Origin of the sequence: Nostoc sp. (assembly GCF_036917275.1) — a bacterium.
Lineage (GTDB): Bacteria > Cyanobacteriota > Cyanobacteriia > Cyanobacteriales > Nostocaceae > Nostoc.
The window spans coordinates 1-23,319 of sequence record NZ_JBALDF010000048.1 but is presented as its reverse complement, the minus strand read 5'-3'; the positions used below and the strand labels follow the sequence as shown (position 1 = coordinate 23,319).

Annotated in this window: 19 protein-coding genes; 11 read left to right on the top strand and 8 right to left on the bottom strand. The window is 42.3% G+C overall.

The annotated features are described in order from the left end of the window. Positions 1-78: 78 nt before the first annotated feature. The gene (locus V7K35_RS18290; RefSeq protein WP_335080622.1) at positions 79-1,419 is read left to right on the top strand and encodes a TldD/PmbA family protein; all 1,341 of its coding nucleotides are present in this window, start codon (positions 79-81) and stop codon (positions 1,417-1,419) included. 69 nt (positions 1,420-1,488) lie between these two features. Here the strand turns inward: V7K35_RS18290 and V7K35_RS18285 are convergent, their stop codons facing one another. From V7K35_RS18285 to treS, 4 genes are all read right to left on the bottom strand, one after another. Beyond that, positions 1,489-1,929 (bottom strand): pentapeptide repeat-containing protein, encoded by a 441-nt coding sequence (locus tag V7K35_RS18285; protein WP_335080621.1) that lies wholly within the window; start codon positions 1,927-1,929, stop codon positions 1,489-1,491. A 267-nt stretch (positions 1,930-2,196) separates the two neighbouring features. Continuing rightward, positions 2,197-3,243: an aspartate carbamoyltransferase catalytic subunit gene (locus V7K35_RS18280; RefSeq protein ID WP_335080620.1), complete on the bottom strand. Its 1,047-nt coding sequence runs from the start codon at positions 3,241-3,243 to the stop codon at positions 2,197-2,199. Positions 3,244-3,596: 353 nt separating this feature from the next. Further along, positions 3,597-4,949, bottom strand: a complete 1,353-nt coding sequence (mgtE, locus tag V7K35_RS18275) for a magnesium transporter (RefSeq protein ID WP_335080619.1) — start codon at positions 4,947-4,949, stop codon at positions 3,597-3,599. A gap of 492 nt (positions 4,950-5,441) precedes the next feature. Continuing rightward, entirely contained in the window at positions 5,442-8,825 is a 3,384-nt protein-coding gene (treS, locus tag V7K35_RS18270) for a maltose alpha-D-glucosyltransferase (RefSeq protein ID WP_335080618.1), read from the bottom strand. 503 nt (positions 8,826-9,328) lie between these two features. On the opposite strand from treS, the gene V7K35_RS18265 reads away from it, so the two are divergent. Both V7K35_RS18265 and V7K35_RS18260 read left to right on the top strand, forming a co-directional pair. Continuing rightward, on the top strand, positions 9,329-12,535 hold the full coding sequence (locus V7K35_RS18265; RefSeq protein WP_335080617.1) for a glycoside hydrolase family 15 protein: 3,207 nt from the start codon (positions 9,329-9,331) through the stop codon (positions 12,533-12,535). A gap of 41 nt (positions 12,536-12,576) precedes the next feature. After that, the gene (locus V7K35_RS18260; protein WP_335080616.1) at positions 12,577-12,954 is read left to right on the top strand and encodes a GxxExxY protein; all 378 of its coding nucleotides are present in this window, start codon (positions 12,577-12,579) and stop codon (positions 12,952-12,954) included. Between the two features lie 96 nt (positions 12,955-13,050). Here the strand turns inward: V7K35_RS18260 and V7K35_RS18255 are convergent, their stop codons facing one another. Next, a complete protein-coding gene (locus V7K35_RS18255) occupies positions 13,051-13,365 on the bottom strand; it encodes a YkvA family protein (RefSeq protein ID WP_334794886.1) in 315 nt (104 codons plus the stop codon). Positions 13,366-13,494: 129 nt separating this feature from the next. On the opposite strand from V7K35_RS18255, the gene V7K35_RS18250 reads away from it, so the two are divergent. The 4 genes from V7K35_RS18250 (at position 13,495) to V7K35_RS18235 (ending at position 16,162) form a co-directional block, all read left to right on the top strand. Further along, positions 13,495-13,635, top strand: a complete 141-nt coding sequence (locus V7K35_RS18250; RefSeq protein WP_335080615.1) for a hypothetical protein — start codon at positions 13,495-13,497, stop codon at positions 13,633-13,635. A 421-nt stretch (positions 13,636-14,056) separates the two neighbouring features. Next, positions 14,057-14,785: a MotA/TolQ/ExbB proton channel family protein gene (locus V7K35_RS18245; protein ID WP_335080614.1), complete on the top strand. Its 729-nt coding sequence runs from the start codon at positions 14,057-14,059 to the stop codon at positions 14,783-14,785. A gap of 41 nt (positions 14,786-14,826) precedes the next feature. After that, the gene (locus tag V7K35_RS18240; RefSeq protein ID WP_335080613.1) at positions 14,827-15,507 is read left to right on the top strand and encodes an ExbD/TolR family protein; all 681 of its coding nucleotides are present in this window, start codon (positions 14,827-14,829) and stop codon (positions 15,505-15,507) included. 292 nt (positions 15,508-15,799) lie between these two features. Beyond that, the gene (locus V7K35_RS18235; protein WP_335080612.1) at positions 15,800-16,162 is read left to right on the top strand and encodes a phage holin family protein; all 363 of its coding nucleotides are present in this window, start codon (positions 15,800-15,802) and stop codon (positions 16,160-16,162) included. 40 nt (positions 16,163-16,202) lie between these two features. On the opposite strand, the gene psb29 is transcribed toward V7K35_RS18235, so the two are convergent. After that, a complete protein-coding gene (psb29, locus tag V7K35_RS18230) occupies positions 16,203-16,910 on the bottom strand; it encodes a photosystem II biogenesis protein Psp29 (RefSeq protein WP_298904732.1) in 708 nt (235 codons plus the stop codon). Positions 16,911-17,113: 203 nt separating this feature from the next. Between psb29 and V7K35_RS18225 the strand changes: the two genes are divergently transcribed. Then, positions 17,114-17,719, top strand: a complete 606-nt coding sequence (locus V7K35_RS18225; protein WP_335080611.1) for a chromophore lyase CpcT/CpeT — start codon at positions 17,114-17,116, stop codon at positions 17,717-17,719. A 41-nt stretch (positions 17,720-17,760) separates the two neighbouring features. Here the strand turns inward: V7K35_RS18225 and V7K35_RS18220 are convergent, their stop codons facing one another. Together V7K35_RS18220 and hemF are read right to left on the bottom strand one after the other, a co-directional pair. Continuing rightward, the gene (locus V7K35_RS18220; RefSeq protein WP_273766782.1) at positions 17,761-18,129 is read right to left on the bottom strand and encodes an STAS domain-containing protein; all 369 of its coding nucleotides are present in this window, start codon (positions 18,127-18,129) and stop codon (positions 17,761-17,763) included. A gap of 244 nt (positions 18,130-18,373) precedes the next feature. Beyond that, the gene (gene hemF, locus V7K35_RS18215) at positions 18,374-19,414 is read right to left on the bottom strand and encodes an oxygen-dependent coproporphyrinogen oxidase (protein ID WP_335080610.1); all 1,041 of its coding nucleotides are present in this window, start codon (positions 19,412-19,414) and stop codon (positions 18,374-18,376) included. Between the two features lie 390 nt (positions 19,415-19,804). On the opposite strand from hemF, the gene V7K35_RS18210 reads away from it, so the two are divergent. The 3 genes from V7K35_RS18210 (at position 19,805) to rodA (ending at position 23,218) form a co-directional block, all read left to right on the top strand. Then, the gene (locus V7K35_RS18210; RefSeq protein ID WP_273766779.1) at positions 19,805-20,329 is read left to right on the top strand and encodes an SRPBCC family protein; all 525 of its coding nucleotides are present in this window, start codon (positions 19,805-19,807) and stop codon (positions 20,327-20,329) included. Between the two features lie 274 nt (positions 20,330-20,603). After that, positions 20,604-21,674 carry an Mrp/NBP35 family ATP-binding protein gene (locus V7K35_RS18205; protein ID WP_273766777.1) on the top strand — a complete coding sequence of 357 codons (1,071 nt, stop codon included), beginning with the start codon at positions 20,604-20,606 and terminating at the stop codon, positions 21,672-21,674. 227 nt (positions 21,675-21,901) lie between these two features. Continuing rightward, positions 21,902-23,218 carry a rod shape-determining protein RodA gene (gene rodA, locus V7K35_RS18200; RefSeq protein ID WP_335080609.1) on the top strand — a complete coding sequence of 439 codons (1,317 nt, stop codon included), beginning with the start codon at positions 21,902-21,904 and terminating at the stop codon, positions 23,216-23,218. The last annotated feature ends 101 nt before the right edge of the window (positions 23,219-23,319 follow it).

The following is a 23,319-nucleotide window of genomic DNA, read 5'->3' as shown; positions in this document are numbered from 1 at the left end:
ATAAGAGGCAGAAGCCTTCTAGTATTACACTCCCGATGTTAACCAGGGAGCGAGAAAATCCAAAATCTAAAATTGACTATGCCGAATATCAATGAGATTGCAAATTCTGCCAAGGACAATGCTGAGAAGCTTGGTATTAATAAATTTGACATTTATGGCTCAACAGTAGATGACACTAGCGTACAAGTAGACCAAGGTGAGCCAAAACAAGTCAAAGCCTCAAATCGCTCTGGTGTTACTGTTCGTGTTTGGAATGAAAATAATACAATGGGTGTCACCAGCACCACAGATGTAGATCCCAAGGGCTTGGAATTAGCTTTAAAAACTGCCTACGAAGCCAGTTTCTTTGGTGTTAAGGAAAATGTCCCTGATTTTAGTCCAGAAGCAACTGTTCCTATCCCAAATAAACCTCAGGATAAGACACCTCAAGCACCTGTTGCTGAACTCATAGAAAGATTGTTGGTAGCTGAAAAAGAATTATTGGCAGCTCATCCAGCAATTAAAGGTGTGCCTTATAATGGGTTATCGCAAAGAGATATTGATAGATTTTATCTCAATAGCGACGGTGCAGTGAGAACTGAATCTCACTCCTTAGCATCAGTTTATCTTTACAGCAAAACTGAGGAAGAAGGAAAAAAGCCTCGCAGTGGAGGTGCTTTTAGAATCAACCAGAGTTTAAATAATCTAGATATCAATGGTTGCATCAAAGAAACCGCCGATAAAACTATCAGCCACTTGAACTATGAAAAAATCAAGACAGGTAAATATCGAGTTGTTTTCTCACCGGAAGCTTTCTTAAGTCTGTTGGGTGGTTTTTCCAACTTGTTCAATGCCCAAAGTATTTTGGATAATCAAAGTCTATCTACTCCTGATGATTTAGGTAAGCAGATAGCTTCTCCTCTGCTTTCGGTTTTTGATGATGCACTTCACCCAGCTAACGTAGGGGCAGAAACTTTTGATGGTGAAGGAACTCCTACTCGTCAGATTTCACTGATTGAAAATGGTGTTTTAACAAGCTTTCTCCACAGTGCAGGCACTGCTAAAAGGCTAAATACCCAGCCAACGGGTAATGCCAGTATTGGTGCAAAAGTCAGCGTTAGTCCCAATTTTTATCACGTTTTTACAACAGCGACTCCTGAAGAAGAGTTGAGCTTAGAAACGGCTGAAAATGTGATTTTTATTGATGATTTACAAGCTCTTCATGCAGGAGTTAAATCCTTGCAAGGTTCTTTTTCTTTGCCGTTTGATGGTTGGCTAGTTAATAAGGGTGTCAAAACGAGTATTGAGTCAGCAACAGTTGCTGGCGATTTCTTAGAACTCTTAAAGTCAATTATTTATGTAGAAAAAGAGGCTGAGTTAACGCCAGGGGGGGTTTGCCCGAAAATCTGGGTTAATGAACTGTCGATTACTGGTGAATAAAACTTACCAAGTGTAGAGTTAGGGGTTGAATGTGACTCTTAACTCATCACTTTGAAATCATACTCACCATTAGTATTCTCCACCTATACTAATGGCAGTATTAAATACATCAGCACCGCTTAAATCAATATTGGCCATAACTGCACCATTTACATCACTATTATATAAACGGGACTTACTCAAATTAACGTTGGTGAGATTGGCATTATTTAAGATAGTGTCGCTAACGAATGCTTTTGTGAGATTAGCAGACTTCAAATTAGCTCCAGTTAAATCGGCACCTTCCAAGTTAGCGCCTTCGAGATTAGCTCCTTTTAAATTTGCATTTCTCAGGTCAACACCTATTAGATGAGCGCCTTTGAGGTTTGCACCTGCTAAATTACATCCCAAACATGCTCTAGTTTCCAGCAAGCGCCGGACAGGGACGGAGTTTTCTGCTTTGACGGGAATGGGAGCAGCTAAAGATAGCGTGCTGAGTATGGCTGCTGCCGTCAAAAAAATTCGTTTCATATTTACCTCCGACATTTCTAGAAGTCATTAAATTCTTAACTTCTACGCTACCAGTGTGCCAAGATTACAAAATTATTTCCTCATGCGATCGGAGGAATACATAATTTCTATGAGACTATGTATTTTTCTGTGAGGTAGTCCGATCGGACTAAAATTAAAAGATCATTAGGATTAATTTTACGTTCGTAGTTAACATCAAATTGCCCTGATTGTTCTAATGCCTGCTTGGCTCTGGGTGTGAAAGGAATATCTAAAGGTGGATGTCAATTAAGCCTTGCCGCTACCTAACAAATACAGCAAGGCCATGCGAACAGCAACACCACTGGTAACTTGCGATTGAATGAGACTAAATTCTGGGTCATCCATCAATTCAGAACTAATTTCAACACCACGGTTGACTGGACCTGGATGCAAAATTTTGACGTTAGGTTGACAAAGTTGCAGGTTTGTGCGTGTAATACCAAATAGCTGATGATATTCTCGCAAACTTGGCAGCAAATGAGCCGTCATGCGTTCCTTTTGCAGGCGCAAAGTCATGACAAAATCGGCATTCTGCAAAGCTGGTTCTAACTGCCAATGTAGAAAAAGTTGTTGATTTGGGGAAGTGGAAAATGAGGGGGATGAAGAGATAACAAAATCCTGACTTCTAACTCCTGATTCCAAGATATACTCGGCAAATAACTTGGGTAAGAGGGTGGGTGGTGCTGCCAGATGCACTTCGGCACCACTGGCAATTAAACTCCAGATATTCGATCGCGCCACGCGAGAATGGAGAATATCCCCAACAATAGCAATCTTTTTACCCTTTAAAAGTTCCAGTCGGGGATGATCTGGGTCAATTAAAGTACAAATGGTAAATAAATCTAGCAAGGCTTGGGAAGGATGCTCATGTTGACCATCACCAGCATTGAGGACGCTAACTTTTACACCTAAACGATCCATTTCAGCCGCGATCGCATTTGGTACTCCTGCCTCTCGATGGCGGACTACCATAATATCAGTTCCCATGGCCAAATAGGTTTTTGCCGTGTCGAGAATTGTCTCTCCCTTAGTCATAGAGGAAGTGGCTGCGGCGAAGTTGAGTGTATCAGCACTTAAGCGTTTGGCAGCAATTTCAAAACTGCTGCGAGTCCGGGTAGAGGGTTCAAAAAATAAATTCGCCACCACCTGTCCCTGCAAGGTTGGCACTTTCTTCGTCCGCCGTGATAGCACCTCTTGAAAACTGGCAGCAGTTTGCAAAACTGTATCATATTCAGCGGTAGTGAAGTCAGCTAGGGAGAGAATGTGATGACGATTCCAGGTGGTAGTAGGCATAAATAGCAATCAGTTTCTTGCATAGAGAGCGATCGCGTCTCTACAGCTTTTTAATTTACATATGCAGAGGAAATGATATCACTTGTCTTATATCAAATTACCTACTTGTTCTCTCTAACATCAAGGATTTATATAGCGCTTGTCAATTGGATAAGGTATTAGATAAATCACTTAATTGTTACCCATCTCCCCCGAAAAAAATCGCTCTCCTGGCAATCCTACTGCTGTCTGTCCTCTAACTTTCGCTGCAATTACTAACCCTGTAGACCAGTTAATTTTTGAAAGCGTCAAATCGCTCCTGCATTCTAAGCTTGAAATGAACTGGCTAGCTTTTGAGGTCTTTCATCCGTCCATTAACTTGGTAAATGTAATACCTGCAAAGCAAAGGAAATCAGAGTAAGGAACGTTAAAAACCCAATAGTATCTAGCATTGTAGTCACCAACGGCCCGCTAACTAGGGCAGGGTCAAGCTTCAGTCGTCTCAAACCCATTGGCAGTAAAGTGCCGAGTGTAACAGCCACAATTGTATTAGTTGCCATTACCATTCCGGCAATTAAAGCCACCCATCGCTCTTGAGGTCGTGCCCAAATTAAGGAAAGCAGGATCATCGTTGTTGCTAAAACTAGGGCTGTGGCTAAACCAGCTAAAAGTTCTTTGCGGAGAATTTTTAAGGTATCTTTGGGTGTTACCTCACCTACTCCCAAGCTGCGGATTGTCACTGTTAATGATTGAATACCTACAGTGCCGCCAGTATTGGAAAAAATCGGCATGATTACTGCTAAAACCGGCACTGCGGCAATTACAGATTGAAAAGGCGCGATCGCACTGGCGGCACCAATATACAGTGCCATGATGCCCAATAGCCAAGGTAAGCGGTTACGGATGGTAAGTAAGGGAGAGGATAAAGCAGCTTCATCACCACTCACCCCCCCCAGTTTTTGAATATCTTCTGTGGCTTCCTCTTCCAAAATATCCATCACATCGTCAATGGTGACAATGCCGACTAATCGGTCTTCTCGGTCAACTACGGGGATAGCGATTAAGTCGTAGCGCTGCATGATTCGCGCCACTTCTTCTTGAGGAGTTTCAGTTCTAACTTTGATGACGCGATCGCTAGAAATATCCTTGATGAAAACATCGGGAAAGGTAAACAGTAACTGGCGCAGTGAAACTACTCTCACCAGTGTCCGGTTGTCATCTGTGACGTAGGCATAGTAAATCGACTCCTTGTCTTCGTCCTGACGGCGGATTTTACTTAGGGCTTCACCTACAGTCAATCCTTGCCGCAACCGGACATATTCGGTTGTCATCACCCGCCCAGCAGTGCCTTCTGGATAGCCGAGAATCGTTGCTGTTGCTTGCCTTTGTTCTGGACTGAGTTCTTGCAATAGTCGTTTGATTACGCCAGCAGGTAGTTCGTCAAACAATTCTGCCCGTTCATCAGGACTCATTGCTTCTACAAGATGCACTACCTGGACATCATGCAAAGAGTTAATTAGTTCCTGCTGCACCTCTGTTGGCAAATATTCAAATACATCAATTGCCTGACCTTTGTTGAGTAAACGGAATGCGATCGCACGTTCTTTTTCAGGCAATTGTGTAATGTATTCTCCCACATCCACAGGTTGTAACCGATTTAAATCCCATTTCAACTGGTTTAAATCGGTAGTATCAGTCAGCAAATCACGAATATCTTCTGTGAGCATAATATATATCTCCTAAGTCTCCCCCGCGCTGGGAGACTTCCTCGCCAGATCAGAGGAGGTTTATACTGCCATCTTGTGGACTATGGTCCATAAAATCTCAACAATTCAATATCGATATCTAATTCAAGGCATCGTTAGTGATCATCCTAACCTGGAATAGCCCTCTCCGGTAGATACTGAATACTAATATTCAGTATTTGTGATATTTGTCACTAATAAGTAATTTAATTGCCCTGAGTTTCAAGTAATTTTCATTAGGGCTTACGTAGTAACTTTCTAAAACTCTTATTTCTACCCTGCGGGTTCGCTCTTAGCATTCTCGCAGAGTAGCCGCTGCTGCGTCTATGTGTACTTTGCACCCTTCTCTACGAGACGCTGCGCGTAGCTTGCTTCTTTGCAGGAGTACGCGGTTCGTTTTTTCGTAAGTCCAGTTCGTGCAACTTCAAGTAGATTTTACAATAACCTCCCACTTTTTAAACATCGAAAAACTGTTTAAGCAGTTTCACTCAATAATTGCAGAATAAATTTGAGTGGGATTTCTACCCAATCAGAACGATTATTTAGTTCATCGCCTAGTGCGTCAATTGCTTCTTCTAAAAGATAGGCAAAAAGTAGCACATCTAATTCTTGTGTTGTCTTTGGCAGGAAAGATTCTTTATTAGTAGTTTCTAAATAAGAATTCAAAAAGCTAGTACTAACCCAGGTATACCAAAACTGTCCCCATTGTTCTATAAGGGGTAAATTTTCAGGCAGGATCATCCCAGATTCTTTTTGATAGTGGAGAGCTTCGTTAACTGCATAGTTGAAAGATAGTAACATTCCTGCTACATCTCGTAGAGGCGATCGCTTTATGCGTCGTTCGCTTAAACTGCGATCCGCTTTGCCTTCAAAATCAGCAATAATAAAGTCTTTTCCTGTGTAAAATACTTGCGATAAATGGTAGTTTCCATGATGACGAGTCCGCAATCCAGTAATTTTTTGCCCGACAACTACCTGAAAGCGTTCTAAGATTTTATTTTGACTATTTAGAACTTCTAATGCTAATGGTTGAGTATCGGTTGGCAAGTAATTTGCTCGTTCTTTTAACAACCGAAATACTTGTCCGGTTAAGTTCCGTGCATTTTGATATATCGAACGTTGATAAAGTGATGAAAAAGATTCTGGAGCAAAGTCTGAGCTATCTATATTTGTAGCCAGCGCTATATGGAATTCAGCTGTGGATTTACCCAATAGCTCAACACTTTGCAGGTAAGAAGTGATAGTTGCAATTGCTAATTCTGGAATTTCAATTCTCTGTAAATCTAATAATGAACCTGATGGCAGAGGCACTTCGGTAATAGTGGCGTGTTCTGTAGTCACTAAATCAAAGTACTTTTGCAAACTATCAAGAGTATAGTCCCAGCCACTACGGCTATCTGAAATAAACTCTTGTAATATGCCTATAGTTGTGGGTAGGACAGTTTTATTGCCTATTTTATTTGCACTACGGTATTCTAAAGCACCAGCTAGAAAAACTGAGTGTTGCAAGCGTTTTTTCTGGTATAGAAAACGCCGGATTTCTAAATCTGGCTGCAAACCCTCTTCGACTTTGCGGAAGAGTTTCAACAACAAGCGATCGCCATAAACTATATAAGTATTGGTTTCTTCTTCTTTATTTAGGACAATCGGCTCACGATTGGTTAACTGTTGGCGCAATTCGGAGAATGAATCAGTAGTAGTGCCAAATAATTCTCCGGTTATCCCTTTATAAGAGTGATGATTAGCAATCGCATCATCTAGCAGTGAGGTGAGAAAGTTCTTGTCTGCTAAAGCATCAAATAAAATTCCAACTTCTTGAGTATTGGCTTGAGGAGCATCTGTTTTGCCTTGCACCCCAAGCCGTGCAATCACAGCTTGCGGCATTTCTGCCAAAAGATATGTTGCTTGCTCACCTTCTGCATAGGCGAGAAACAACAGATAAGTTTCGTGGTTTCCTTGGATATAATCTACCTGCAACCAAACAATTTGAGCTATCTGTTGGTTATAGGGTAAAGAAATCGCTTCAATTATTTGTGTTGATTGTATCTGAGTTTTGCCGCCAAACCAGCTACAGCTATAGAGATAGTCCCGCAACGTTGATTCTATAATGCTTTTTGACTCTCGTTGCAAAATCACATTTTGCCATGAACCATTTACCAGCAAAGTTGCTAAATCTGCTTGGGGTTTAAGGGGTTGAGTTGAGCTAGGTTTGCGTTGTAAGGTGAACCAGTAAAACCCGTAAGGACTTAAGCTAAGGAAATAGGGCGATTCTGTAATCGGTGGAAACTCGGTGGAACCAAAAATTTCTACTGGTAGTAACCCATTGAAGCTTGATAAATCTAACGCCACCGTTTGCACATAATGAGATAAATTTGCTACTACCAATATTTGTTCTTCAGAGGCGATCCGGCTGAAGGCAAAAACTTTGCGATTATTAGACTGTAGCAATTCAAAACGCCCTTCACCCAATGCCGAAAACCGTTTGCGAGTCGCAATTAAACGTTTCATCCAATACCAGAGAGAATTGGTATTAGTCCGTTGTGCCTCGACGTTGAGGGCTTCGTAGTGATATTCTGAGTCAACGATGACAGGTAGATACAAGCGTTGCGGGTTGGTGCGACTAAAACCGGCGTTGCGGTCAGAACTCCACTGCATAGGTGTACGAACACCATTGCGATCGCCTAGATAAACGTTATCTCCCATGCCAATTTCATCACCGTAGTAAAGTACGGGGGTTCCTGGCAAAGATAACAGTAAACTATTAAGTAACTCAATTTGGCGGCGATCATTGCCCAAAAGCGGCGCTAATCTACGGCGGATGCCTAAATTTACCCGCATCATTGGGTCTTGGGCATAGGCCCCATACATAAAATCGCGGTCTTCATCTGTCACCATTTCTAGAGTCAGTTCGTCATGGTTACGGAGGAACAATGCCCACTGACAGTTATCAGGAATGGATGGAGTTTGCTGGAGAATATCTACAATCGGGAAATTATCTTCCATCCGCACTGCCATAAACAAGCGCGGCATTAGGGGAAAATGAAAGTTCATGTGACACTCATCCCCCTCACCAAAATATTGAGCTGCATCTTCAGGCCATTGGTTCGCCTCAGCTAGTAACATCCGGTTAGGAAATTTCGCGTCGATGTGCGATCGCAACTCCTTCAAATACGCATGGGTTTCGGGTAAGTTTTCGGAGTTCGTTCCTTCCCGTTCGTATAGATAAGGTACAGCATCCATACGTAGTCCATCTACACCCATCTCCAACCAAAAATCTAGAACATCAAATACTGCCTGGCGCACCAAGGGATTGTCATAATTCAAATCAGGCTGATGGGAATAGAAACGATGCCAGCAATAAGCTTTGGCAACTGAATCCCAAGCCCAGTTAGATGTCTCAAAATCTTGGAAGATAATTCGCGATTCTTGGTATTTTTCAGGAGTATCACTCCAAACATAAAAGTCTCGCTCCTGACTTCCTTTTGGGGCGCGACGTGCTCTTTGAAACCAAGGATGTTGGTCAGAGGTATGGTTAATAATTAACTCGATAATTACACGAATACCGCGCTGATGAGCAGCGCTCAAAAACGCTTTAAAGTCTTCTAACGTGCCATAGATAGGATTGACACTAGTGTAATCGGCAATATCGTAACCATCATCCCTGAGTGGTGAAGGGAAAAAAGGTAACAACCAAATGGCAGTAATACCTAAATCTTGTAAATAGTCTAGTTTTTCTGTCAGCCCTGCAAAATCACCAATACCATCACCATTACTGTCGGCAAATGTGCGAACACCTAGTTCGTAGATAATTGCATTTTTAAACCATAATGGGTCATCTTTCAAGCTGGAGTTTGGCATTATTTTAAAAAGATATGCGAGCAGCATATCTAATAGAAGTATATTTTTACTTGATACAATCGCTGAGATTATCAGCTTATTTATCTTACACGAGTAAGGCTTTACGCTGCGCTATCGCTACGAAGACAGCCAGTTCCTTGATGCCGGGGAACCCGTCCGCCGGACTGGCTCACCGCTAAGAGCGTCTACGCACCGATATCCTTGATTTTTAGCCGATGGTAGCATTAAATAAAGTTTATTTGGATTTTTGATCCTTCTTTAGAATTTTAAAATAATATAAGTATAAAATATTACATATATAAAAGAGGATTTGAACAAATATCGTATTTTAGTTTGGGATCGCTAAAATTCAGTACCCATAAGCGTATTAACAGGAGATAATAAAAAACTCACACACCCTTGCTGTTGTCCCATCAACCATTACAGAACTTATTCTGGCTTGGTTTAGATAATTCACCTCGCAGCCATAGGGTCAAATTTTGCAAGTAGTTCTGAACCAAATCATGAAAACATCTACCAAATTGCTAGTTCGCCTGGAATATTACTACCAGCAAATCAAAACGATCATTCTAACTCGGCAGAATCCGATTACTGGTTTACTACCTGCGAGTACAGCGATTACAGCCCACGGTGATTATACTGATGCCTGGGTGCGAGACAACGTTTACAGTATTTTGGCAGTTTGGGGTTTAGGACTTGCATACCGCAAAATTGACGAAGATCAAGGACGCACCTATGAACTAGAACACAGTGTGATCAAACTGATGCGCGGGTTGCTTTTTGCGATGATGCGACAGGCTCATAAAGTAGAGACATTTAAACATACTCAGTCGCTACTGGATGGACTGCACGCCAAATACAATACCGCGACTGGCGACATTGTTGTTGGTGATGACCAATGGGGACATTTGCAACTTGATGCCACATCTATATTTTTACTGATATTGGCGCAAATGACCGCTGCCGGATTGCAAATAATTTATACGATTGATGAAGTGAATTTCGTCCAAAATTTGGTTTACTACATTGGACGAGCTTACCGCACACCAGATTATGGCATTTGGGAACGTGGTAATAAAATTAATCGTGGTAATGCTGAGTTAAATGCCAGTTCTGTAGGTATGGCAAAAGCTGCTTTAGAAGCTATCAATGGACTGGATTTGTTTGGTGTGCGTGGTAGTCAAGCATCGGTGATTCATGTGCTACCAGATGAAATCGCCCGCGCTCGGATTACTTTAGAATCCCTATTACCGAGGGAATCTGGTTCCAAAGAAATTGATGCAGCGCTGTTAAGTATTATTAGTTATCCTGCCTTTGCAGTGGAAGACTCGCAGTTACGCGATCGCACTTTAAACGATATTATCAATAAGCTCGCTGGTAAATACGGCTGCAAACGTTTTCTGCGCGATGGACACCAAACCGTTTTAGAAGACAATCACCGCTTACATTACGAACCGTGGGAACTGAAACAATTTGAGCATATTGAATGCGAATGGCCATTATTTTTCACTTATTTAGTTCTAGATGGATTATTTTGCAGCAAGCCAGAACAAGTTCAAAAATACCAAGAGCTTTTAGAATCATTACTTATAGAACAAAATGGTTTACGTTTATTGCCAGAACTTTATTATGTCCCAGCCGAAAGTATAGAAGCAGAAAAGTTAGCACCCCAAACGCAATCACGTTTGCCCAATGAAAATATTCCCTTAGTGTGGGCACAGAGTTTATATCTTCTCAGTCAAATGTTGAGTGAAGGTTTACTTGCAGTTGGTGATATCGACCCTTTGGGAAGACATTTGTGTGTGGGAAAACAGCGCGAGGCATTGGTACAAATTGCTTTGTTAGCAGAAGATGAAGATTTACAAACAAAACTAGAAGTTTACGGAATCGAAGCACAAACACCTACCCAAGTAGAACCGATTCAGGTGAGAAAAGCTGGAGAATTTTCCGCTATTTATACCCAAATTGGACGTAATGAAAAACTTGGTTTAACTGGGCGGCCAGTGCGGCGGCTGCGGAGTTTGACAACATCTAGAATCTTTCGGATTCGCGGTGAAACAATTGTATTTTTACCTTCATTTTCAGACTCTCAACAGTTTTACTTAACCCTTGATTATCATTTTTTACTGGATCAAATTAGAAGCGAACTAGCTTACATTCAAAAATATTGGAGCGATTTAGGACGTCCGACTCTAACTTTAATGTTGACGCACACCATGTTAGAAATCGGTTCTGAGGCATTATTAGAACTGATGCAAGAACTGAAAGATGGTATTTGTAACGGTGTGCGGGTGAAATTAGGGCGGCTAAATCAGCTAATGCTGACAGCTGGAATCCAAAGAATTGATTTTCTCCCAAATGCAGAATTCTCGCGATCGCCAGTGAAAAATGCGGGACTACGTTGCTATTATCTAGCTGATCATCCTGAGAAAAACTGGCGCTTAGGACATACCCAAGAATTTCAAATGGAGTGTGAAACAAACTTAGGATTATTACTTTCTTATTTGCGCTCATCAGAGAATATCTACGAGCAAATTGAGTTATTGCAAACTTTAATTCGCTTGCAGGGAATGGAATTTGATACGGGGTATGGTGGCCTAGGATATCCTGTAACTGTAGCCGATTTACTCGATGAAGTTTACACCAAAGCTGGAGATTTAAGTATTTGGACAGTGGTACGCCGGGCTGCGGGGTTGCGACAAATGGTTGATATCAGCCTATCAGATGCAGTAACGAGTATTTTGGTACGGGGTAAGCAAATTGCTGTGGGTAAAGCTTACAGTGAGGCGTCTTTGATTACCGTACCCATGTCTCATGATGAAATTGCTGAAAAAATTAATCATTTTTGTCGTGAAGATATACGCGATCGCGTCCTTACTCAAGAGATTTTAATCTATCTTGGTATCTTAATTCGCTCAGAACCAGAACTATTCCAGGGACTACTAACGCTGAGAGTCGGCTATCTCATCTTATTGATAACCAGCGAACTAGCGCGAGAATTGCATGTTACCCAAGATGAAGCATACGATTACTTAATGCAACTTTCACCCTTTGAAGTAAAAATGCGCTTGCGTCAGGTATTAACTGGATATAGTGGTATGAGTAACCTGTTGCGCCAGCAAGAATCACTCCACGTAAAACAAAAAGAAAGTGATATTGCTTGGGTAGTGTTACCAGCAATCGCCGAAGAAATACAAGTCCCACCAGGCGGTTGGCGGCGGTTTCGTCAAGCCGAGGGTGCGACGGGGCGCGTACCAAAAGAGTTTTTTAAGCAGGTTTGGCTATTAATGCGACATTGCAAAGGGCTAGTAATTGGGGATAAACTAGAGCGCCGCAATCGTTTAGATAGTGAGATAATGCTGTCGGAAATGACAGCAGGGGAAAGAAATTTTGCTCTGTTAGTTGAGCATCTGTTAAATAAAATCGAAGCTTCAGAATATCGTCAAGTTAATATTGAAGCATTAGTAGAATTAGGAGCGATCGCAGCTAATAATCCCAAGTTGCAAATCGAAGAATATATCGTGTTGGATGTGTTAATTGGTCATGCAGTGCGATTGGCATGGCTAGAAAATCATAGTCAACGCAGCGATCGGTATGATGAGGATAAAGCGAGTGCGTGGCAATCGTTTTACAACACCTCTCCTAGAGATTGTGCTAGTTATATTTTGAAGGCATTTAGGTTCTTGACGGAATTTGTGAAAGATTTTTAAACGCAGAGGAACGCAAAGGAAAGCGCAGAGGAACGCAGAGGATGAGAGAGAATGAGTTGAGTGGGGTGATTATTGGTTGTGTGATGAGGGTGCATACTGCTTTGGGGCCTGGTTTATTGGAGTCAGCTTATGAGGTGTGCTTGGATTATGAGTTGAAGGAAGCCGGATTGAATGTTGGTAAGCAAATTCCATTGCCTTTGGTTTACCAAAATGTGCAATTGGAATGCGTTTATCGACTAGATTTGATAGTCGAAAAAAAAGTAATTGTAGAGATTAAATCTATAGAATCCTTCAACCCGATTCACTCCGTTCAACTCCTAACCTATCTTAAACTAGCAAACTGCAAACTAGGTCTTCTCCTCAACTTTAACGTCCTCCACCTCAAAGAAGGTATCAAACGCGTAGCCAACAACCTCTAACTCTTATTCTGCGTTCCTCTGCGTTTCCCTCCGCGTCCCTTTGCGTTAAAAAAATATCCCCCACCTCAAATTTTAAAAGTAGGGGTTTTATTAAATTTACTTAACAGAAACAGCATCAACATCAATCGTACTTGCAGTAGAGGTAGAAGCCTCAGTGGTATTAGGTGCTTCAGTGCCTACATCACCCTTACGAGCTTTCCAGCCCTCAATTACTAGCCCAGACACCTCAGAAACCAGCAAAGTTAAAAGGAAAACATCATCAATCTGCCCGACAACGGGTATAAAATCTGGAAGAATATCAATTGGACTGGCCAAATAGATTAGTGTTCCTAAAATTGCCCACCAACGGTATTTAGGGTTACGAAGCAAATCGCCATACCAGGTGTAAAGTGATTGGATTGAAAATTTCATATTTTGAACCTCCAGTTATTTTCAATTTTGGCAAATTATGCTAAAAATTCCTGGTGGGAATAACCGCCCTAGTTAGTCTGGAAGACGCTACTCGTAATCTGTCACCAAATACCTAGTGTGTGACTCTGCATGTCTAATACCACAGGATCTGCTCGTTACGATCACAAAACCGTCACGATTGATGATTGGGGTGTCAAGCCTCTAAAAAATGTCTCTACTTATCCAACAAATAATCAGGGCGATCGCAATATTACTACTATTTATGATTAGGACAATTTTAAGGAAACTTGGTATACCGAAACCGTAAAAGCGGGTAAACCTATCTGGTTACGGATTTTCACCTGGAATTATCCCAATCATCCATACATTGTTGCTTCAGCAGATCGTCCCATTTATGATGTGCAGAATCGATTCCTGGGGATGGTTGCAGCTGATATCCATTTATCACCGAAAAATATGGTGGTAAACTGGAATGTTTTTCTACTTTTGGTGAAGGAAGTGAGTTGATCATTCAATTGCCTTACCCAACAGCAAGTTTGTCCAGCAATCTGAGTCAAATACATCATGCTTTCACTGTCTTTTTAGGTTTTCGAGAAATTTATATTTTGGAAGTCCCTCATTTTGCATTAATCTCTAGAATTAAAATGCTTTAGCACATTTGCTCTAGTCGTAGAGGGAGGAAATTTAAACAGTGGATATTTTAGATTTGTTTTATAAGGGCGGGCCAGCGATGTGGCCTTTGCTAGTTCTGTCGATTCTGTCTCTGAGTGTGATTTTCGAGCGTTTGTGGTTCTGGTTGCGAATTTTGACTCAGGAAAAGCAAATAGTCAATCGCATCCTGGATGCTGCCCAGGATAATTGGCAAGTAGCTGCGGACATTGCAAGACTTGCAAGCCATCAGCCTGTCGGGCGTTTTCTCTACGCCCCCTTACGTTTTTCAAAAACTGATGCCGAAACCTTTCGACTAGCACTGGAGGCTACAGCAGAAGATGAATTGGCTGGAATGCGGCGAGGTGAAAAACTTTTAGAAGCCGTAATTGCCCTAGCGCCATTACTGGGATTGTTGGGCACGGTTTTGGGTTTAATCCGCGCTTTACGAGCAATTCGGATTGGCGATTTGGGAACTGAATCTACAGCTGGAGTGACTACTGGTATTGGTGAATCCTTGATTGCTACTGCAACGGGGTTAATAGTTGCCATTATTAGTTTGATATTTTACCGCCTATTTCAAAGTTTTGTAGTCAACCAAGTCAAAGTTTTTCGGAAGGCAGGGAATGAGATGGAATTGCTCTATCGCCAGTCTCCGCCTGATTTTAGTAATAGTACATCAGCAATTGTGCCGGAAAATTTTACTCCACCCCGCAAGCCAGGAAAGACTAAGGTTTCTGAACCTCCTGAACCGCCGAATGTATCTAATTAGTCAAGAATTCAACCCCAAAACCAGGCGTTTAAATTGAGAAAATGAAAGTTAATCTACATACTCCAATTGAAGAAGTCCAAATTCAAATCATCCCTTTAATTGATGTCGTTTTTTGTATTCTGACGTTTTTTCTATTAGCGGCTTTACAATTTACACGGCAACAGGCAATAAATGTTGATTTGCCCAAAGCCAGCGCCAGTTCAGTATCTGGAATAACATCACAGAATGGAAGTCTGATTGTAACTATCGATGCTGTTGGCAATACTTACATAGAAAAACAGCTTGTCAAACGGGAGGATTTGGGAGCGAGGTTAAAACAGTATCTCCAAGCAAACCCTAGTGCTGTTGTGGTGCTGAATGCTTCGCGGACAGCAACTTACAATGATGTGATTGAAACATTGGATTTGCTGCGGCAAGTAGGGGGCGATCGCGTTTCTTTGGGAATTATTCCTGGCCCATCTCAACCACCCACAAACTTACTCAACCAGCCTAATATCCCTTCTTTCCCAATTAATCCTGGTGCTGCACCAGTTCCAGGCATCAATCCCCAAGGGAATCTTAACCCTAAATTTCCCTTAGCACCCAATTCCGTACCCTTTCCTAGTGTAAGTCAACCTCCAACTGGACAAGGCATCAGTCCTATCAATCCTGGTATTTCCAACCCACCAGCATCTCAAGCGCCTGTAGCACCTAGAAAAACCCAACCTCCTCTTAAAAGATGACATAGGGCAAGGGTGAGCATACAACTCTTAAAGAGGCTGGCGCTTAGGGCGTAGCTATGCCGCAGGTACGACTACGCTCAGTAATCAGGGGAGCAGGGGAGAGTTAGAATTTCTCTTATCTTTCCACTCCCCTTCAAGCTCTTTCCCAAACCTAAAGATATCTAAAATAAAATTCTGTTAGAGAAAATTTTCCTGCTAATTTATAGATAATTGGTTAAGCTTTAAAGATTTCTCCACCGATAAACTAAAGTAATTTATCACCAATTGCCATTCACGTTTCAGGGATTGTGGCATGAATATTATGACGCTTTTAATTGTTTGGATAGTAACAGCTATCAGCTTGTTGATAATTAGCAAATTGCCTTTAGGAGTCGAAATCGACACTCTAGGTAAAGCCTTCCTTTCTGCCGCAGTGCTTGGTATCGTAACAGCAATAATCAGACCGATTTTAAGTATCGTTTTTGCAGTCCCAAATTTACTCACATTGGACTTGTTATCCAGCATTTTCACATTTATGATTGCCGTAGTTTGCTTTAGTATTGCTGCTTTGTTAGTAGAAGGCTTTCGCTTGCGTTACGGGATTTGGAGTGCTGTTATTGGGGCATTTATGCTGACTATAATTAACAGCTTAATATACAAATTATTGGGCGTCTAAAGTTAAGAATTAGGAGTTACTAAGAACTCCTAACTCTTAACTATTCGTTAGAACTTGGGGGAGCAACTGGGGTAGTTGATTGTTGTTTACGTTGCTCGCGTTTTTTGCGATCGGCTGAGAGCATATCTGCCATCACCACCAGTGCTTGCGCCATCTTGTCTAGATTAGAACGGTATAGCTCCAAATCTTTGTTGAGTTTTTCATCAGACAGGTGCAAGCCAGCAGCGATCGCTTTCAGCGCCTCCGTGAGTTGCTTTTCATCTTTGACCAATTCGGGATCTGACTGTTCCAATAACGAAAATACACCAATTGCGAACAAACGGTTGTATTTAAAGTTAGGGTTATTGGCGATCGCTTGCAGTTGTGCTTGCAAGTCAGCATCTCGATCTAAGAAAGTAGTTTGGCCCAACCACGCGATTAAATCTTTAACTGGCAAACCTTTAGCTACAGCTTGCAATCTTGCGGCATCCCGTTGATAGTGTTGCGGATCTTGCTCTATAGCCCGACATAGGGCGTTAAAAATTGATTCTTGATCCCGTTCTGGTAGATAGCCTTGCATGAAGCGGTCAAAGGTAGTGACGACGCCCAAGGCATAAATTGGATTGTAGCTAAAATCGATATTTACTGACAGCAGATGCATTTCCACCATCAATTCTTCAACTACCCGACGATAAATAGTGTTGATCGGACGGGTGTGAAGATTGTAAAAAGTTCGTTTTGTATCAGAGACAGTACGGACGTTATTCACAAAGAAGATGTTAAGGGCGACGTATTCTTATTTTCTCGCTTAAAGGCTACTTTGCCAAGTTTAGCTTTTTGTTGGTGACGGTTTCATTTACAATATAAATAAATCAGAAGTATTTTCTCAGCTAGTAGCCACAGGGGATAAGACCCTTTCCTCTAAAAAACTAGCCAAAAATTATCATCTTTAATGATTCGTTTTTCACATTTATGAATTTCTCGCCACAGTTAATTGCTTTAGGTGAGTACCTAGCTGGTGAATTTGATAATCGGGAACAAGCTATAGGAGAACCAGTTTGGTATGTCCACTTGCGCCTGTGGCAAAGACCAGTTAATTTGTTCACAGAAGATAGTATCACCCTATTTGCCGAACAGGCTAACGTTATTAACCTAGATAAACCTTACCGCCAGCGAATTATGCGGTTACGTCAGAAAAGCAACTCTGACACATCTCTGGAAGTGCAATACTATATGCCTCAAGATCCAGGTGCTTTAATCGGCGCAGGTCATAACCCAGCTTTACTAAACACACTGACACCCGAACAATTAGATTTACTACCAGGTTGTATCCTAACAGTTAATCAAGAAACATTAGCCCGCGATCGCTATAAGTTTACCGCCACCCCACTACCAGAAACTCGTTGCAGCTTTACTTATCTTGGCAATAGAGTGGATGTTTCCTTGGGATTTGAAGCCACAGCAGCAGAATTTTACAGCTACGACAAAGGAATTGATCCAGCAACTGGAAAAGCAACTTGGGGAGCGATTATGGGCCCTTATCGCTACACCAAGCGAAATCAGTATTTCATAAGATAAAGTTATGAGTCATGAGTTATGAATTAACTCCTAACTCTTTTTTAGCTAGCGATGCTACGAGGTACACCTTCTAAAGCTTCCTCTTCTGTTTCAAAGATTTCAAAGACAGTATCCATCATCGTCACTTCAAACACGAGTTTAGCTTCTGGATGTACATTGCAGATGCGGAAACTGCCCTTGATTTTATCAGCATCACGCATACCAGCTACCAAAGACGTAAGACCAGAACTATCAATAAAATTTACCTGAGCCAGATTTACAACTACATGGCGACTGAGTTTGGAAATACATTCCTGTAACTTCAGGCGAAATTGCCAAGCAGTGGTGATATCTAGGCGACCTGCTGGCGTCAGGACAATAACGGTGTTTCCGTCTTGGGTTGTATAACTTTTTTGGTCTATCTGAATCACTAAAGCCCTCCCCGTGGCATTGCTCTTAAAATTAACTACTTAGAAAATTTTCTAATGCTGTCACTAGAGATTAACAAGCTATAGCTAAAATTGTCACCTGTTTTCTGCTAAGTGCTTACCTTTGGTAGTTTAACTCACCAAAACAGTGCTGAGTAGCAATTTCAAATGAGGGAGTGGGGAGTGGAGGAGATGAGGAGGATATGGGAGATAGGGAAAAACTCCTAACTCCTAACTCCTAACTCAACTATTGTTTCGGTGTCCAGTTACTCCAATCTTGAGGCTTAAGGAAGGTTTCATACAACTCGGCTTCGGGCGTATTGGGTTCCGGTTTATAGCCGTATTCCCAGCGCACTAAAGGTGGTAGGGACATGAGAATTGATTCGGTGCGTCCGTTGGTTTGCAGACCAAAAATAGTGCCTCGGTCATAAACCAAGTTAAATTCTACATACCGTCCCCGGCGGTAGAGTTGAAAATTCCGTTGGCGATCGCCATACTCTATCCCATGTCGCCGTTCTACAATTGGTACGTAAGCTGGTAAAAATGCTCTGCCGCAGTCTTGCACAAAGGCAAACAAATCTTCCCAACTGCGGGTTGCTGGTGTTCCCACCTGGTCGCTATAAATAGCCGCTTCCCCATTCGGATTTGGCCCGCGATATAAAGCACCCTGACCATCTTGGTAATCAAAAAACAGACCACCTACACCCCGTGTCTCATCACGATGCTTCAGGTAGAAATATTCATCACACCACTGCTTAAATACCGGGTAATAGTCTGGGTGGTTTTGGTCACAAGTCTGTTTTAATGTTTTGTGTAAATGTGCCGCATCTTCAGCAAAGGGGTAATAAGGCGTCAAGTCAATACCACCACCAAACCACCATACTGGCCCCGCTTCAAAGTAGCGATAATTTAGATGAACTGTGGGTACATAAGGATTGCGAGGATGTAATACCAGTGAAGTGCCCGTGGCATAAAAGCTATGCCCTGCTGCTTCCGGGCGTTGGGTTAAAATTGAGGCTGGCAAATGGGAACCCGAAACTTCAGAAAAATTTACACCTGCTTGTTCAAATATTGCACCTTCGCGCAGCACACGCGATCGCCCTCCACCTCCTTCTGGGCGTTCCCAGCTATCTTCGAGAAACTCGCCCACACCATCTAATTTTGTTAACGCTTGCGTGATTTCGTCTTGCAGCTGTTTCATAAACTGACTGACCCTAGTCTGAGCGTCAGTTGCTGGCAAAGACTTCGATGATGCTGCTACAGTTTGTATTTGCGAGTTGGTCAACATAGATTCCCGAACCTAAATTACAATTTTCAGAAAGCCACAAATTTCTTATCTTCAAATTTGGGGAAAACGGCGCCAACAATCAAGCTGTATTTACCCAACCCGCTTTTTTATTACTGGTTAAGCATTTATTCGATTGATGGGCATCACTAGAGTTATTTTCCCTCAAATGCGTATAGGCTTATATATTGACTGAGTTTTTTTTGTTAATTTTAACTATTTCGCGCCCTCGTCCCCCACGCTCATTTGGTACTCCAAATCAGTGGCGGAATATAAAGCGGTTATAAACGTAGCAAGATCCCGCAGGGTTAACGTTCTTGTTACAAACTGAGCGTAGTTGCCTACAATACCAGAGTTACCAGAAAGTGTCTAGGAAGGAGGAGGATTAAAAAAATGCAAGGTTGGTTATCCAAATTCATCCACCGCAAACGTCGGCGGTTTTGCGCTTCTCTGGTGCGGACGTATCGAGAGATTAGTTCGGCTTCTGTAGATGAACTGTGGCAAAAAGTGGCTGACTTAACAGATGTTTCCTGGCATCCATTACTTAAGAGTACTAACGTGCCCTACGGATTAGTACCCAAACCAGGATTAATTTTTCATGCTGTAACACGTTTTTGGCCGATTCCCATCCGAATTTTTGTGGAGCGCGTCAATCATAGAGAGATGCTGAGTATCAGAGTGCTGGCGATTCCTGGGATAGAGGAACGGGTGACTTATCAAGTAGAGTCAACGGTTTGTGGTACTTGTCTGTCTTATTCTGTAACGCTACGCGGTTGGTTATCGCCTCTGATTTGGTCTTTATCCCGTCCTTATGCAGACCGCGTAGCACGGTCTTTGGTAGAGGCGGTAGAAAAGACGGCATTATCAACGGTATCTGGTAAGAAAAAATCCCTTAATGACAGTTGTTTTGATTTTTAGCTGATGGGGACTGGAGATTTTTAAGAGGCACAAGGGCAGTTATTGTAGGTGAAAGAAGGAAAATACTCCCCCCTGCTCCCCTGCTTCTTTTCCCATGCCCAAAAACTAATCCCTAAAGAAAGTTAAGATTCTATTAGGTAATAATGCAATTTACTAAGTTTTGTTACGGCAGGAACAGTAAAAACACTAAGCTGACCTTACTTAAAAAAGCATCCAGTTAATAACTAAGATGTTCGCCACGAGTATATTTTTTCATTTTCAATTTTGAATTTTTATGTACGACGTCCTCGACTCCCGCTCTGTGTTAGAAGTGTTGCGACCAGTAGAAGACCCAGAACTCCGCAAAAGTCTGGTAGAACTGAATATGATTCGCAACGTGAAAATTGACGATGGTAAGGTTAGCTTCACTTTGGTGTTGACCACTCCTGCCTGTCCTTTACGTGAATTTATCGTTGAAGACTGTCAGAAAGCTGTCAAAAAGCTCCCAGGCGTTACAGATGTAAGCATAGAAGTGACGGCAGAAACACCGCAACAAAAAAGTTTGCCTGACCGCACTGGTATTTCTGGGGTCAAAAATATCATTGCTGTTTCCAGTGGCAAAGGTGGCGTTGGTAAAAGTACAGTGGCGGTGAATGTAGCAGTAGCTTTAGCTCAAACTGGGGCGAAAGTCGGCTTGCTAGATGCTGATATTTACGGCCCCAATGACCCTACCATGCTAGGTTTAGCTGATGCCCAAATTACTGTCCGCTCAACCGAAACAGGTGACATCCTAGAACCTGCTTTTAATCACGGCGTCAAATTAGTTTCAATGGGCTTTTTGATTGACCGAGATCAACCAGTAATTTGGCGTGGACCTATGCTCAATGGTGTAATTCGCCAGTTTCTCTATCAAGTGCAATGGGGAGAACTGGACTATTTGATTGTAGATATGCCACCGGGAACCGGAGATGCTCAGTTAACTTTAACCCAAGCAGTGCCGATGGCAGGGGCGGTAATTGTCACCACGCCGCAAACTGTAGCCTTGTTAGATTCTCGCAAGGGATTGCGGATGTTCCAACAGATGAATGTCCCGGTATTGGGGATCGTGGAAAATATGAGCTATTTCATCCCCCCCGATCAACCGGATAAGCAGTATGATATCTTCGGTTCCGGTGGTGGTTCCAAAACAGCCGCCGAATTGGGAGTGCCACTGTTGGGGTGCGTGCCGCTAGAGATATCCACACGAGTTGGCGGTGATAGTGGTGTGCCGATAGTCGTTGGTGAGCCAGATTCAGCTTCAGCAAAAGCATTAACAGCGATCGCTCTTACTATTGCTGGTAAAGTATCAGTTGCTGCTTTGACATAATTAATTTTAATTTCTATCTACTTTTTGGGCTATAGCTTGGGAATACTAGGGATTGGGTATGGGGCATGGGGTATGGGGACAAGGAAGAATAAGTAGAGAAGTTTGAGGTAAAACTTCCTTAAATCAGAACTTTAGAGGAACAACGAGAATAAGCAATGCCTAATACTTCGACTTCGCTCACTAGAAGTGCCCAATGCCCAATATTTAAAAAAGTCTAAACTGGCACAATGTTATTAAAACGATTGGTCCCCAAAATTCGCTGGAAGTCTTGGGTTAAGCCCTGGCAAGATGTAGATTGGCTATTATTTGGTTTGCCAATTGCTGTCAGTATCTTTGGTGGCATCATGATCCTCAGCACGGAACTGAAGCAGCCAGTAACTGACTGGTGGTGGCACTGGCTGGTAGCGGGTATCGGTGCGCTTATAGCTTTATTTTTATCTCGCACGCGTTACGAACTCTTGATGCAGTGGCACTGGGTAACATACGCACTAACAAACTTTAGCTTAATCGCCGTGATGATCGCTGGCACTAGCGCTAAAGGGGCGCAGCGGTGGATTAGTATCGCTGGTTTTAACGTGCAACCCTCAGAATTTGCCAAAGTCGGCATGATCATCACCTTAGCAGCTTTGTTACACAGGCGCACTGCTTCTAGCCTGGAAAGTGTTTTCCGGGTTCTGGCAATCACCGCTATACCTTGGGGATTAGTATTTTTACAGCCAGATTTAGCAACATCAATGGTATTTGGTGCGATCGTTTTAGGAATGCTTTACTGGGCAAATGCTAATCCAGGCTGGTTAATTCTGATGATTTCTCCAGTGGTTGCCGCCATTTTGCTGAGTATATCTTGGCCTTTATCAGAGCCAATAGTTTTATTCAAAGAACTATCTTTTGGCCCATTAGGGCTAGTTTGGTCAGTTGTCATGGCTATTGTAGGCTGGCAAACTCTTCCCTGGCGTCGATTTGGTTTCGGTGCTATCAATGCATGGAGTCTCAATATATTAGGTGGCGAATTAGGAATTTTCGCCTGGAACCATATTTTGAAACTGTATCAAAAAGAGCGGCTAACTGTATTCATGGACCCCGATCATGATCCACTAGGTGCTGGGTATCACTTAATCCAATCTCGGATTGCTATTGGTGCTGGTGAAATTTGGGGATGGGGTCTGTTCAAGGGGCCAATGACACAGCTGAATTTTGTACCTGAACAGCATACAGATTTTATTTTCTCAGCAGTGGGGGAAGAATTCGGTTTTGTTGGTTGTTTGGTAGTGCTGTTTGCCTTCTGCTTAATTTGCTTCCGTCTACTGCATATTGCCCAAACCGCCAAAGATAACTTTGGTTCCTTGTTAGCTATTGGCGTTTTGTCCATGATTGTGTTTCAGGTGATTGTGAATGTTGGCATGACTGTAGGTTTAGCGCCTGTGGCAGGAATTCCGCTACCTTGGATGAGTTATGGGCGTTCTGCTATGCTGACTAACTTCATTTCCTTGGGAATAGTAGAATCGGTAGCAAATTTTCGTCAAAGACAGAAGTATTATTCATGATTGACACTAGTAAACTCAACGAGGTTGTCACCAACCCCGTTGGTCTTCAAAACCGTGCTTAATAGTTTCCCATTACACGGCTCCTCAATGAATCGGCACGT

Bases quoted from the DNA above. Each gene is read 5' to 3' on its own strand.
- V7K35_RS18290 (WP_335080622.1), top strand. From the start codon at position 79: ATGCCGAATATCAATGAGATTGCAAATTCTGCCAAGGACAATGCTGAG.
- V7K35_RS18285 (WP_335080621.1), bottom strand. From the start codon at position 1,929: ATGAAACGAATTTTTTTGACGGCAGCAGCCATACTCAGCACGCTATCT.
- V7K35_RS18280 (WP_335080620.1), bottom strand. From the start codon at position 3,243: ATGCCTACTACCACCTGGAATCGTCATCACATTCTCTCCCTAGCTGAC.
- mgtE (WP_335080619.1), bottom strand. From the start codon at position 4,949: ATGCTCACAGAAGATATTCGTGATTTGCTGACTGATACTACCGATTTA.
- treS (WP_335080618.1), bottom strand. From the start codon at position 8,825: ATGCCAAACTCCAGCTTGAAAGATGACCCATTATGGTTTAAAAATGCA.
- V7K35_RS18265 (WP_335080617.1), top strand. From the start codon at position 9,329: ATGAAAACATCTACCAAATTGCTAGTTCGCCTGGAATATTACTACCAG.
- V7K35_RS18260 (WP_335080616.1), top strand. From the start codon at position 12,577: ATGAGAGAGAATGAGTTGAGTGGGGTGATTATTGGTTGTGTGATGAGG.
- V7K35_RS18255 (WP_334794886.1), bottom strand. From the start codon at position 13,365: ATGAAATTTTCAATCCAATCACTTTACACCTGGTATGGCGATTTGCTT.
- V7K35_RS18250 (WP_335080615.1), top strand. From the start codon at position 13,495: ATGTCTAATACCACAGGATCTGCTCGTTACGATCACAAAACCGTCACG.
- V7K35_RS18240 (WP_335080613.1), top strand. From the start codon at position 14,827: ATGAAAGTTAATCTACATACTCCAATTGAAGAAGTCCAAATTCAAATC.
- V7K35_RS18235 (WP_335080612.1), top strand. From the start codon at position 15,800: ATGAATATTATGACGCTTTTAATTGTTTGGATAGTAACAGCTATCAGC.
- V7K35_RS18225 (WP_335080611.1), top strand. From the start codon at position 17,114: ATGAATTTCTCGCCACAGTTAATTGCTTTAGGTGAGTACCTAGCTGGT.
- hemF (WP_335080610.1), bottom strand. From the start codon at position 19,414: ATGTTGACCAACTCGCAAATACAAACTGTAGCAGCATCATCGAAGTCT.
- V7K35_RS18210 (WP_273766779.1), top strand. From the start codon at position 19,805: ATGCAAGGTTGGTTATCCAAATTCATCCACCGCAAACGTCGGCGGTTT.
- V7K35_RS18205 (WP_273766777.1), top strand. From the start codon at position 20,604: ATGTACGACGTCCTCGACTCCCGCTCTGTGTTAGAAGTGTTGCGACCA.
- rodA (WP_335080609.1), top strand. From the start codon at position 21,902: ATGTTATTAAAACGATTGGTCCCCAAAATTCGCTGGAAGTCTTGGGTT.